Genomic DNA, 13421 nt, shown 5'->3' on the forward strand with positions numbered 1-13421 from the left:
GAATCAGCATCTGCGTCTCCGATAACCGTGCCGATGAGGGGCAGGAGTACGCTGTAGGGACCAGCGGGTACGGACGACGCCCTGTCCCCGGCGCCGTTCGTATGGTTCGAACGGGAATCGGCACTGCCGCGGCACGGACGCAACTGTGGAGAAAATACAGGCAGTTCAGATGCGAGTGGTCTGAACATCAGTGTGGTCGGTGTCCAATAGGGCTCGCCCGCGGTCAGCGACAGTAAAGTGAGGTAAGCGCAGCAGCCGGAGTGTTTTCTGCATCCAACTCAGGCCCTCTCCGAGTTCGCTTTATGGCTGCGTGGAACCGCTACGGTTCATAATAACGTTTATCACGAAAGATTGTGTTATGGGGAGTGTTGCGATGCACGATACAGTCAGCCGTCGAACTGTCATGAAGAGCATTGGTGCCGCAGGCGCTGTCGGACTTGCAGGCTGTTCGACAGACGGTGGTAGTAGTGGGAACACCATCAGCATGGGCATCCTAATGGGGGTAACGGGTGGGTTGTCCGAAGTGGGCCCCGCAATTCGGGATGCAGCAGAACTAGCTGTAAAACAGGTCCGAGACGCGGACAACGGGTTCTCAGTCGATACGCAGTTTGAGAATACGGAGACCAAACCGAGTCGGGGCGTGAGTGGTGCAGAAGCACTCGTGAATGGTGGCTATCCGATGATTTGCGGGGGACTAGCGTCATCAGTGACGCTGCAGGTCGCAGAGAACGTCGCAATTCCGAATCAGACGGTGATGTGCTCACCATCGGCGACGTCGCCGGATGTCTCCTCACTGGAGGATAACGACTTCGTGTACCGGACGCCGCCAACGGACAAGTTGCAGGGATCACTGCTGGCACAGATCGCGGCCGAACGGCTTGAGAAGGAGAGCGCAGCTATCCTCTTTCTCAACAACGCGTACGGGAACGGCCTATCAAACGGATTCACGAAGACATTTGAGGAGGAGTATGGCGGTGAGGTCCTGAATCAGGTCTCGTACTCGGCAGGTCGCTCTTCCTACACGTCACAGTTGCAGAACACGCTTGACGGTGACCCAGAGACGCTCGTGATCATCGGCTACCCCGAGAGCGGGAACAAAATCTTCCGGAACTTCTACGAGAACTTCGACAGAGCGGATATGGATATTCTGGTCCCGGACGGACTCAGGGCCGATGACTTGCCCGGGAACGTGGGCCACGACATGACAAACGTCCGCGGGACCAACCCATCCTCAGCCGGACCGGGAATTGAGTACTTCAAATCTGCGTATCAAGACGAGTATGACTCTGCACCGGGGCCGTTCAATCAGCAGTCGTTCGATGCTGCGGCAGTCCTCATGCTGGCACGTGCGGCGGCCGGTGAAGATGACGGGACTGCAATCCGCGATCAGATGCGGGCGGTTACAGACTCCGGTGGCGAAGCAGTCGGACCTGAAAATCTGGGCGAAGGCGTTTCGCTGGCGGCCGACGGGAACGAAATCAATTATCAGGGCGTCTCGGGCCCAGTTGAGTTTGACGACAATGGTGACCTGGCCAGCGCCGTGTACAATTACTTCAGGTATACAGAGAACGGCACGGAGAATATCGAGCAGGTGGAAGTGTAACGAGAACACTGCGGGCTTCCACACTCCGGATTACGATTACCCCGCATATACAGCAGACTGAATGGCTTTTGTGCCGTGGCCGTAACTCAGGGACCGTGCGCCATGTTGTCTGGCAGAGCTGGTGTTATACTCACTCACGCACAACCCAAAGACTATAATCAAATACTGTTATACTTATGAACTGATGTCTCAGTACGCAGCACGCGTCGAAGAGATGGATATCAGTGGCATCCGAGAAGTCTTCGAAGCGGCAGGCGAAGACGCAATAAATCTAGGTCTCGGTCAGCCTGATTTCCCAACTCCAGAACACGCTCGGGAGGCAGCGATGAGTGCGATTCAGGACGGGATGGGTGACTCATACACGTCCAACAAGGGGATTCCAGAACTCAGAGAGGCCATCAGTGACCGCTATGCTACCGACAATGGGCAGGACATACCAGCTGAAAATATCATTGCGACCGCCGGCGCAAGCGAGGCGATTCACGTCGCAATCGAAGCCCACGTCCAGCCAGGCGACGAAGTACTCTGCCCTGACCCCGGGTTTCTGGCCTATGAACAACTGGTGTTGCTCGCCGGCGGCGAACCAAAACGGGTCGAACTCAGGGACGACCTGACCCTTGACCCCGCTGCTGTCGAGAATGCTATCACAGATAACACGTCGCTGTTTATTGTTAACAGTCCTGCAAACCCCACCGGTGCAGTGCAATCGAAGCGAGATATGGCAGAGTTCGCGCGGATCGCGGATGAGCATGAAGTCATTTGTCTCTCCGATGAGGTCTACGAGAAGATCGTCTTCGATGGTGAACACCACTCACCGGCGGAATTCGCTAACTCTGATAGGGTCATTCAGGCCAGTGCGTGCTCTAAAACGTACTCGATGACAGGCTGGCGGCTCGGCTGGGTGGCGGCCAGTGCAGAGCGAATCGAACGGATGCTTCGGGTGCATCAGTACGTACAGGCGTGTGCCAGTGCCCCCTCACAGTACGCTGCTGAAGCGGCGCTCACCGGTCCACAGGAACCAGTGAGAGAGATGGTGTCAGCCTTCGAGGAGCGTCGGGACGTCCTTCTCGACGGGTTAGCGGATATCGGCCTTGACACGCCAGTGCCGAAGGGAGCGTTCTATGCGATGCCCCACGTCCCGGACGGATGGACCCAGAAGATGCTGGACAACGATGTTATCGTCGTCCCCGGCGAGGCGTTCGGGCCGAGTGGTAAAGGACAGGCGCGCATTTCGTATGCCACGAGTACGGCTGAGCTGAAAGAGGCGCTGGAAGTGATGCGAACGGTCACGAACTCTCTGTAGCGCACCAGCAGGGACTCGCGACTGACTGTTTCGTCCAGCGAGCGGTTTCATCTTCGTCATCCGATGAGCGGTGTCATATTTCTCGTCGCGGGCGCATGCGTACGGAACTATGCACCGAATCTTGCATTCGACACCGACAGTTGCAAAGCCAGTCTGATTTAGCCGTCACGTCTATTATTGTCAACAGATACCGTGGGTAAAACTAGCGTGAAATAGGCGCATATCTTCGGTTTCGCGGTATCTATGACTATTTTACATCAAGATTTTTAAGACTGGGTACAGAGCATCAAAGTATGGCGGCACGAGACTACTACAGCCGTGGACAGAATCTGGTATACAACCGCCCAGTACTCGTTATATTCGCAGTTATCGGCGTGTTTCTCGTATTCGATATTCTTCGACAGGTAGGCACTGGAACAGTTGCCATCACAGACCTCATGAGTTATCTCTGGAACGGACTGGTGCTGGGCATGTCGCTTGGACTGGCCGGTGTCGGCCTCTCAATGACATACAGTATCCTCAATTTCGCGAACTTTGCCCACGGTGACTTGATTACGAGCGGTGCGTTCGCCGGATGGGCGACGGCGTTTCTGATTGCCGGGCTGGGAGAGTTCTCTGTCGAATCGCTCATTCTTATCGGCGGCCCAATCGCAGTCGGTTCGAATGAGCTTGGCATCAATGTTGTCAATACCCCGCTGGCGCTTCTGGCTGGCTTACTCGTCGCTGCGGTTCTGACAGCCGCCCTTTCGCTCTTGCTGGATCGAATCGTGTTCAGACCGATGCGCAGCGCTGACGGTGTGACCTTGATGATTGCCAGCGTCGGCGTCGCGCTGTTCCTCCGGAATTTCCTCACCTATTCGTTTCTGACTGACAGCCGTGGGCTGACAGGCGGCAACGTCCCCCAGTTTACTGTTGCGGGCGTCACGTTCGGGGGACACCAGATTACGCTGGTCGTCGTCGCCGCGCTCCTGATGCTTGGGACTCACATTCTGCTCCAGTACACCAAAATCGGCACCGCGATGCGTGCAATGGCTGCGAACAAGGACCTCGCAAAAGTCACGGGCATCCCAACGGAGCGCGTTGTCAAACTCACGTGGATTATCGGCGGCGGGCTTACCGGGTGTGCAGGCTTTCTTATCGCACTACAGCAGGGGACGCTCACAGTGACAATGGGGTGGGACCTGCTGTTACTGGTGTTCGCAGCGGTCATCCTCGGCGGTGTCGGTTCGATCTACGGCGCAATGGTCGGCGGTGTCATTCTCGGTCTCGCGAGTCGACTCGCGCTCGTCTGGATTCCAGCCAGCTTCCTTCTGGTTGCGGCGTTCGTTATCATGATCGTCATGCTGCTCGTGCGTCCATCGGGGCTGTTCAGTGGGAGGACGACGGCATGAGTACAGGCTCTCTTCAGGCGCGGGCTGAGGGCTGGCTTGGCAACAATGACATCCGCTTGCTCATCGCTCTGGCACTCGCGATCGGGGGATTGTACGCGCTTTTCAGTGTCGTGCTTGGATTCCAGCTGAATGGCACAGTCAACACGCTCCGTCGTGTCGCGTTCCTCTCCGCGATTTATGCCATGTTAGCGCTTGCACTGAACCTCCAGTGGGGATACGCGGGTCTGTTCAACCTCGGTGCGGCCGGGTTCATGGCCATCGGTGTATACACGATGGGGATACTGACCGCTCCAGTGACGGCCAGTCCGCCCGGCTTCGGGCTGCAACTTCCGGTCGCGATTGTGGGTGCTATCCTCGTGACTGGAATCGTTGGCGGCCTTGCAGCGTTGCCTGCGATCCGACTTCGTGCCGATTATCTTGCAATCGTCACTGTCGCGTTCTCGGAAATCGTCCGCCTCACACTCCGTGCGCCGGAGTTCGCGAACACTCGCATTGCCGGCGTTGCATTCGGAACGGGCGGTGCGACGGGGCTGTCGTTGCCATCGAACCCGATCCGGATTCTATTTTACACAGACCCGGCCACAACAGCCCCAGCGCCAAATGCTCTAGGTGCGGCGATATTCAGCGCCGTGGAACCGCTGGGAATCGAGGAGACGCTGGTCATCGGCTGGGCGTACGTAATTGTGTTGTGTCTCTGTCTCGGCCTCCTGTACTGGTTGATGATCCGCATCGGGAAGTCACCCTTCGGACGGGTGCTCAAGAGTATTCGCGAGGACCAGCAAGTCACGCAGGCGCTGGGAAAAGATACGCGTCTGTTCAAGATCAAGACGTTCGCGCTTGGCTGTGCGCTCATGGGCCTGATTGCCATCTTCTGGCGTCTCTCCGGGGGCTATGCATCGCCACGGATGTTCAAGCCGATACAGACCTTCTACATCTTCATTGCGCTGTTTATCGGTGGAACTGGCTCGCCAACGGGGAGTATCGTTGGCGGTGCTCTGTTCGCGAGCCTGCTCTTCGAGGGCCCCTCGTTCATCCGCCGGGTGGTGGCGGAGTACCTCCAGCTCAGCAACGCTCCCGATACGCTTGTCAGTGCCCTCGCCGAGTTAGGAACTCTCGATGTCACGCCGCTGCTGGCGTACTCCGTGCAGGACGTGAGTATTTCGGCTCTCAGACTCATGCTGCTCGGTATCGTTCTGGTGTATCTCATGCAACGGCACCCGGATGGGCTGCTTGGCCATCGAAAAGCAATCGCATCGAGCGTTGCACTCTCACAGCAGGCGACTCGCGAGGACGATAATGAGTAAGAACGGACATTCAGCACGGAGCGATCAGACCCGGAACGGACAGCAAGAGCAGATACTCAAAGTGGAAAACCTGCGAAAGACATTTGGTGGTATTACCGCTGTCGCTGACGTCTCTTTCCACGTCGAAAAGGGGTCTATCACTGGTCTGATCGGTCCGAACGGTGCCGGCAAGTCGACGACATTTGACCTGATTACCGGTGTGCAACGCCCAGACGGGGGCGCAGTCGAGTTCAATGACACGGAGATAACGGGGTATCGGTCAGATCAGGTCGCAAATCAGGGCCTCGTCCGGACTTTCCAGATAGCACGAGAGCTATCAGAGATGACCGTGCTGGAAAACCTGATGCTGGCACCACAGAACCAGGCCGGCGAAACAGTCTGGCGAGCGGTCCTCCCGCGAGCCAGAGCACAGGTCGTCGAACAAGAAAAAGAACTTCGAGAACAGGCCTGGGAGATGCTCGAACTGTTTGAGATTGAGCACGTCGCGCACGAATCCGCCGGGAATCTCTCAGGTGGCCAGCGGAAGCTGCTGGAGATGGCGCGCGTGCTCATGACCGATCCCGAGATGGTGCTGCTGGATGAACCGCTTGCGGGAGTCAACCCAACACTTGAGGAGAAACTCATTGACCGGCTGCATACGCTCAAAGAGCAGGGGTACACCTTCCTCTTCGTCGAACACGACATGGACGTTATTATGAATAACTGCGACACGGTCATCGTGATGCACCAGGGGAGTGTTCTTACAGAGGGGCAACCAGACGCAGTGAAAAACAACGAAAAAGTGCTTGATGCATATCTCGGAGAAGAGGTGAAAATATGAGTCTGCTGTCAGTACAGCAACTGGACGCCGGGTACGGTGACCTGCAGATTCTCACAGATGTCGACATGGAAGTCGGACAGGGTGAGTACATCACCATCGTCGGCCCGAACGGTGCAGGCAAGTCCACGGTGATGAAATCAGTGTTTGGACTGACGACGTACATGGGGGGTGAAATCATATTCGACGACAGAGATATCGCCGGCGAACAACCGGAAGATATCATCTCATATGGGTTAAGCTTCGTTCCCCAGAGCAACAACGTGTTCGAGCCACTGACCGTCACAGAGAACCTCAAGATGGGCGCATACACGCTGGATCAGTTCCCTGAGGACCGGCTTCAGGCGGTTTATAACCGGTTCCCAATACTGGAAACGCGGTCGGAGCAGAAGGCTGGGACACTGTCTGGAGGGCAACAACAGATGCTGGCGATGGGCCGTGCGCTCATGCTCGATCCAGATCTGTTACTCCTTGACGAGCCCAGTGCTGGCCTTGCACCCGACCTCGTTGACGAGATGTTTAACCGCATTGACGAGATCAACGACGCCGGTACCGCCGTTCTCCTCGTCGAACAAAATGCAAAGGAGGCACTGCGGCGGTGTGACCGCGGTTATGTCCTTGTGCAGGGGCAGAACCGACACGAGGACAGCGGTGAGGCACTTCTCAACGACCAACAGGTGCGGGAGGACTTCCTCGGCGGGTAGCTCTTGTACCCCAGCACTGGCTTGGTGACTATGCTCTGCCACGGCCATAGGATCGACACAAGACACTGTACTGGTTGCTGAGTCCGTAGTTAATTTCATAACCGGCGAACAGATTTCCACACTACAGACTTGGCTCCAGTGACGTTACAGATAATTGCACACATACAGTTCTTAGCAGCGGTTCGTGAAAGCCATCTGTCAGTGAGAATGTCTGAGTGGCGTCTGTATCAACACTTTCCCAAGACGTAGTACATAGATATTCTAGTCAATTGTGTGTTACTTCCTGTTGCATTTACGCTTCTTCGGGCCAGCAGCAGTCACCATTCGCACCGGACTAGCTACTGTGGCGTGTGAACGGGTGTCGCACAAACAATAAGTATCTACCATGTTAGACTTCATATATGCATCCGGGTTTGAACCCTATCGCCTGCCCTGCAGGTCAGCTGTCCCGGCAGTTAATGGATTGGGCACTGCCCTCTTCCACAGCTACATTTTTTACATTTTCGACATTTAAACTGGCGTAGACTGCCAGTGCACAGGTGGGCCCTGTGCTCCGGTGGAAAACGCCAGCCTTGAACGCGCTCGAAGAGCCGTAACCAGCGGCTGTTCGGGTTATCAGGGTCTGTTGAGGGAGCGTCTGTTGATTATAAAACATTATCGAAAACAATGAACATGAAAAACGAAGCAGGAAGCACGGACTTGCCAGCGCCCGTAAGAGAAGACTCGGATCTGGTCCAGGTACTGGATGCCGAGGGCAACGTACTGCCACAGGCGTCTGTCCCGGACATTTCAGACAGGCAGTTACTTGAGATGTATGAGACAATCAAGCTTGCTCGGCACTTCGACCAGCGGGCCATCAGCTTCCAACGACAGGGGCGGCTCGCGACGTATGCACCAATGACCGGGCAAGAAGGATCCCAGGTCGCCACGAGCCTGGCACTTGCCGAGCAGGACTGGTTGTTCCCGACCTACAGAGAGCACGCGGCGAAGTACGCCCATGGGATGGATCTGGTATCCCTGTTCGAGCCACTGAGAGGCTATCGAGACGGATACGCGATCCCGGACGATGTCAACGTGATGCCGGAGTATATTCCGATTGCAACGCAGGTTCCACAGGCCATGGGAATGGCGTGGGGACACAAGCTACAGGGAAAGACCGAGACGGCCGTCCTGTGTCATCTCGGAGATGGTGCGACCTCAGAGGGAGATTTCCACGAAGGACTGAACTTCGCCGGGGTGTTCGACGTCCCCGCTGTATTCGTCTGCAACAACAACCAATGGGCGATTTCGGTCCCCCGAGAGCGACAGACCGCGAGCGAAACCATCGCTGAAAAGGCACAGGCGTATGGTATCGACGGCGTTCGAGTCGATGGACTGGACCCGCTGGCGGTCTACAAAGTCGCCAGTGAGGCACTGGCGAAAGCCCGGAATCCGGGTCCCGGAGAGCGCCGTCCAACGCTTATTGAGTCTGTCCAGTATCGCTTCGGCGCACACACGACCGCGGATGACCCGTCTGTTTACAGAGACGAATCAGAAGAGGAGGCCTGGCGGGACCGTGACCCTGTGGACCGCATTGAAAAGTATCTGTACAACGAGGGCATCCTCGATTCCGACCTCGAGAGTGAGATCCAGGACAGTATCGAACAGGAAGTCAGCGAGGCGATAGAGACGGCAGAGCAGACAGAAGCGAGTCCGGACAACATCGTCGAGCATGTGTACGAGGACGTTCCAGCGCGACTCGAAGAACAGCGGGACGAATTGAACCGACTGCGCGAGAAATATGACGACGGCGCGTTCTCGGAGGTGCTGGAATGAGTTCGACAGCCAGCGCGCAGACGGGCCAGAAAGCCCAGAGTCTCACCCTTGTGGAGGCGATACAGGACGGGCTGTACACAGAAATGTCACAGGACGACAGCGTCGTCGTTCTGGGCGAAGACGTCGGGAAGAACGGCGGTGTCTTCAGAGCAACTGACCAGCTATACGAAGAGTTCGGCGAAGACCGCGTCATCGACACGCCACTGGCCGAAGCCGGAATCATCGGGGCTTCGATTGGACTCGCACAGACCGGCATGAAGCCTGTTCCTGAGATGCAGTTCATGGGCTTCATGTATCCTGCTTTCGACCAGATTGTCAGTCACGCTGCACGCCTCCGGAGCCGTAGTCAGGGGCAGTATTCAGTGCCGATGGTGATACGGGCTCCATACGGCGGTGGGATCCGGGCCCCGGAACACCACTCCGAGTCAAAGGAAGCGTTCTTCGTGCACGAGCCCGGGCTCAAGGTCGTCTCACCGAGCACGCCCTACGATGCCAAGGGACTGCTAGCGGCGTCGATTCGTGACCCTGACCCAGTTATATTCCTCGAGCCGAAGTTGATCTACCGCGCCTTCCGTGAGGATGTCCCGACGAAACCATACCAAGTGTCGCTGAATGAGGCCGCTATCCGGCGTGAGGGGAGCGACATCTCAGTCTACACTTGGGGCGCAATGACTCGGCCGGCGCTGATCGCTGCGGAGAATCTTAGCCAGTCACACGGCATCGATGTCGAAGTCATCGACCTGCGAACCCTGTCCCCCCTCGATATAGAGACGATCACTGACTCGTTCAAAAAGACCGGAAGAGCTGCGATTGTCCACGAAGCACCGAAGACTGGCGGATTAGGGGCTGAAATCGCAACGACGATTCAGGAAGAAGCACTCGTGCATCAGGAAGCGCCAATTAAACGAATTGCTGGCTTCGATGCCCCCATGCCGCTCCATTCACTGGAGGATTACTACCTGCCACAGGCGGTCCGTATCCAAGACGGCATCCGCGAAACAGTCGATTTCTAACATGGTACGCGAATTCGAGCTCCCCGATGTCGGAGAAGGCGTCGCCGAGGGCGAACTGCTTCGCTGGCGTGTTGAGCCGGGTGACGCAGTTTCCGAGGACCAGCCAGTCGCGGAAGTCGAGACCGACAAAGCCGTCGTTGACGTCCCATCCCCTGTCGACGGTGTTGTCGAAGAACTTCGTGCCGCGGAAGGTGAAATAGTCCCAGTCGGTGACGTGATTATCGTCTTCCGAGTCGAGGGGGAAGACGAACCAGGCGGAACTGAAACAACGCCTGCAGACGACGCTACTGCGGACACTGGCCAACAAATCAACGACGGAACCACGGCACAGCCAGCCGAAGAGACGCAGTCAGAACCAGCGATTACACAGCGCGTCCAGGTCCCCGCCCCGCCGTCTGTGCGGCGTCTCGCCCGCGAACTGGGCGTCGATATTTCCAGCGTTGCGGACTCGTCTTCGGGACGTATAACGGAGCCGGATGTCCGCGCGTACGCGAGTCCGGAATCCTCGACTCAGGAGCGTTCAAGCCAACAGACCACTGCTGCCGAGCAACGAACACAGCAGGCAGCCCCGGCGCAGTCTGTCAGTCCGGCACAGACGAGAGAAGTGGTAGACCGGGAGACGACGGTGGCCGTCCCGAAAACGAGACACATCGCAGCGGAGGAAGGGATTGATCTCGATACTGTCCCCACTGATGAACAAAAAGACGGAGAACCGTTTGTCACGCTCGAAGCGGTCCAAGAGTATGCCGAGGCACAGCAGCAGGCACAGCAGACGGATCGAGACGCGGTAGCTGAGAGGGCAGCGGCAGACGAGCCAGCGCGCCCCGAGTCTCGGAAGCCGTACAAGGGGATCAGGCAGACGATTGGAGCGGCGATGACATCGTCGAAATATACGGCCCCACACGTCACTCATCAGGATGAGGTTGATATTACTGCGCTGGTCGATGCTCGTTCGACCCTCAGACAGGAGGCCGAGGCGCACGATATCCGACTGACGTATATGCCGTTCGTAATGAAAGCGTGTGCCGCGGCTCTACAAGAGAATCCGCAGGTAAATGTCTCTCTGGACGAAGCAAACGAAGAGATAGTCGAAAAGCAGTATTACAACATCGGTGTCGCAACGGCAACTGATGACGGGCTGCTGGTTCCCGTTGTCGAGAATGTTGATGCGAAAGGCCTGCTGGAGGTCGCATCGGAAACCAACGAAAAAACCCAGAAAGCGAGAGAACGCAGTCTTTCGCCGGAGGAAATGCGCGGCGGGACATTTACTATCTCGAACATCGGCGGGATTGGCGGGGAGTATGGAACGCCAATCATCAACCAGCCGGAGAGCGCTATCCTGGCACTGGGTGAAATTAAAAAGAAGCCACGGGTCGTCGAAGCGGATGGTGAAGAGACGATAGAACCTCGTCACATCATGACACTCTCGCTGTCGTTCGATCATCGAGTGCTTGATGGCGCAGACGCCGCACAATTTACAAACTCCATACAGAAGTACCTGCAAAATCCAAACCTGCTACTACTAGAATAATGGTTGTCGGAGATGTAACTACGTCGACTGACGTACTGGTTATTGGCGCGGGCCCCGGCGGATACGTCGCCGCGATTCGCGCTGCACAGCTTGCCCTTGATGTCACGCTTGTTGAAAAAGGAGAGTATGGGGGCGCCTGTCTCAATCGTGGCTGTATCCCCTCTAAGGCCCTGATACACGGTTCAAAACTGGCATCAGAGGCGGGCCAGGCGGAGGAACTGGGGATTTACGCAGACCCAACAGTTGCGCTCGACGAGATGATTAACTGGAAAGACGGCGTTGTCGACCAGTTAACGAGCGGTATCGAGCAACTGTGTACGGCAGCTGGGGTGAACCTGCTGAAAGGGACTGCCGAATTTGCCGACGAAAACAAGGTCAGAATCATCCATCAGGGCGAGGGCCAGGGGTCTGAATCGCTGAAATTCGAAAACTGTATTATCGCGACGGGGTCCAGACCGATTGAAATTCCAGGGTTCGGTTTTGAGGATGAGCGTATTGTTTCGTCAGATGGCGCGCTGAACTTCGACACAGTGCCCGACGAGCTCGTAATCGTTGGAGCCGGATACATCGGCATGGAGCTAGCGACTGTCTATAGCCGACTTGGAAGCGATGTCTCGGTCATTGAGATGCTAGAGCAGGCGCTTCCCAGCTATGAGGAAGACATTGCCTCGATAGTCAGGAAGCGAGCAGAGCGTCTCGGTGTGGATTTCCATTTCGGGTACACCGCAGACAGCTGGGCAGCGTCGGATGGTAAGGCCGTCCTGACTGCTGTCCCTGCAGACGAGGCGGCGCATGATAGTGATATAGAACTCACCGCTGACAGAATACTCGTTGCTGTTGGCAGACGCCCGGTGACAGACACGCTCAGCATCGACGATGCCGGCGTCGAGACCAATGCTCAGGGATTCATTCCGACAGATAGCACATGCCGGACGAACAAGGAGCACATTTTCGCGGTCGGTGACGTTGCTGGTGAGCCGATGCTCGCACACAAAGGATCGAAAGAAGGGGAGGTTGCAGCGGAGGTCATTGCTGGTGAACCCGCTGCGGTCGATTATCAGGCACTCCCGGCCGCCGTGTTTACCGACCCGGAAATCGGAACTGTCGGGCTGACAGAGAACGAAGCAGCGAACAAGGGTATGACACCTGTCACAGGCGAGTTCCAGTTCCAGGCGTCTGGACGAGCACTAACAGCAAACCGGGCAGAAGGCTTTGTCCGAATTATCGCCACAAAAGAAACCGAACGTGTGATCGGTGCACAGATTATCGGTCCAGAGGCATCCGAGTTGATTGCAGAAATCGCAGCCATGATAGAGATGGGTGCAAAGCTTGAGGACATTGGCTCAACTGTTCACACACATCCAACATTAAGTGAAGCGATAATGGAAGCTGCACAGAATGCGAGAGGGAAGGCGATACACAGACGAAACTGACCAGGCCATATTGACACCTCAGTCACGGGATACACAGCCAAACCGAGCGGATATCTATCCAGTCATCGTCTATCCGATACTGTTTGCCGGTTTGAAGATGCAGCTCCAGAACAAGTCGTTCTCTGACCGGGCTCTCCGCCTTGTGTGGGTCAGACAGACCGTAGTTTGATTCCAGAGTCGGACGTCCGAGACGATCCAGAGTCAGTCGTTTGCGACCGTCTGGGTTGCGCCAGCGTCACTGGCGCTCAGTTTGTTTTCCTCTTCTTCGGGTCTCGGTGCGTCTGTTGGGAGGTTTTCGTACAGAATTCCCTTGCTTGCGTTGTAGCATGTCATACGATGGCATGGCTGACAGACGTATATAAATTCGTCCCTTACTCTGTACCACTGAATATTAACATTCCGGGAATGTTTATATATTGAACGATATCTCAGAACAGTATAATAGCGTATCTGTTTCGATTCGGCGAAGATATAGACACATTCGGACCATTTTCTGCGCTGAACACT

General features: G+C 56.3%; 11 protein-coding genes. 10 read left to right on the forward strand and 1 reads right to left on the reverse strand.

Going from position 1 to position 13421, the window contains the following annotated elements:
* Positions 1-403 precede the first annotated feature (403 nt).
* The 10 genes from BDK61_RS17240 to lpdA all read left to right on the forward strand — a co-directional run bounded on the left by BDK61_RS17240 (position 404) and on the right by lpdA (position 12914).
* Positions 404-1603: an ABC transporter substrate-binding protein gene (locus BDK61_RS17240; protein ID WP_007188558.1), complete on the forward strand. Its 1200-nt coding sequence runs from the start codon at positions 404-406 to the stop codon at positions 1601-1603.
* Positions 1604-1787: 184 nt separating this feature from the next.
* The gene (locus tag BDK61_RS17245) at positions 1788-2906 is read left to right on the forward strand and encodes a pyridoxal phosphate-dependent aminotransferase (protein WP_121303963.1); all 1119 of its coding nucleotides are present in this window, start codon (positions 1788-1790) and stop codon (positions 2904-2906) included.
* Between the two features lie 293 nt (positions 2907-3199).
* On the forward strand, positions 3200-4297 hold the full coding sequence (locus BDK61_RS17250) for a branched-chain amino acid ABC transporter permease (protein WP_004966553.1): 1098 nt from the start codon (positions 3200-3202) through the stop codon (positions 4295-4297).
* The gene (locus BDK61_RS17255; RefSeq protein WP_121303964.1) at positions 4294-5601 is read left to right on the forward strand and encodes a branched-chain amino acid ABC transporter permease; all 1308 of its coding nucleotides are present in this window, start codon (positions 4294-4296) and stop codon (positions 5599-5601) included. The genes BDK61_RS17250 and BDK61_RS17255 overlap by 4 nt, the downstream gene beginning before the upstream one ends.
* Complete coding sequence (locus BDK61_RS17260) at positions 5594-6421, forward strand: ABC transporter ATP-binding protein (RefSeq protein WP_049939231.1); 828 nt, start codon at positions 5594-5596, stop codon at positions 6419-6421. Before BDK61_RS17255 ends, BDK61_RS17260 begins: the two co-directional genes overlap by 8 nt.
* Entirely contained in the window at positions 6418-7122 is a 705-nt protein-coding gene (locus BDK61_RS17265) for an ABC transporter ATP-binding protein (RefSeq protein ID WP_121303965.1), read from the forward strand. Before BDK61_RS17260 ends, BDK61_RS17265 begins: the two co-directional genes overlap by 4 nt.
* A 666-nt stretch (positions 7123-7788) precedes the next feature.
* On the forward strand, positions 7789-8937 hold the full coding sequence (gene pdhA, locus BDK61_RS17270) for a pyruvate dehydrogenase (acetyl-transferring) E1 component subunit alpha (protein ID WP_004966548.1): 1149 nt from the start codon (positions 7789-7791) through the stop codon (positions 8935-8937).
* On the forward strand, positions 8934-9950 hold the full coding sequence (locus BDK61_RS17275) for an alpha-ketoacid dehydrogenase subunit beta (protein ID WP_004966546.1): 1017 nt from the start codon (positions 8934-8936) through the stop codon (positions 9948-9950). Before pdhA ends, BDK61_RS17275 begins: the two co-directional genes overlap by 4 nt.
* A gap of 1 nt (position 9951) precedes the next feature.
* Complete coding sequence (locus tag BDK61_RS17280; protein WP_121303966.1) at positions 9952-11481, forward strand: dihydrolipoamide acetyltransferase family protein; 1530 nt, start codon at positions 9952-9954, stop codon at positions 11479-11481.
* Positions 11481-12914, forward strand: a complete 1434-nt coding sequence (lpdA, locus tag BDK61_RS17285; protein ID WP_121303967.1) for a dihydrolipoyl dehydrogenase — start codon at positions 11481-11483, stop codon at positions 12912-12914. Before BDK61_RS17280 ends, lpdA begins: the two co-directional genes overlap by 1 nt.
* Positions 12915-13115: 201 nt before the next feature.
* Here lpdA and BDK61_RS24265 read toward each other — a convergent pair whose 3' ends face one another.
* Complete coding sequence (locus BDK61_RS24265) at positions 13116-13247, reverse strand: hypothetical protein (RefSeq protein WP_255458705.1); 132 nt, start codon at positions 13245-13247, stop codon at positions 13116-13118.
* Positions 13248-13421 lie beyond the last annotated feature (174 nt).

This window comes from Haloarcula quadrata (assembly GCF_003634715.1).
Taxonomy (GTDB): domain Archaea; phylum Halobacteriota; class Halobacteria; order Halobacteriales; family Haloarculaceae; genus Haloarcula; species Haloarcula marismortui.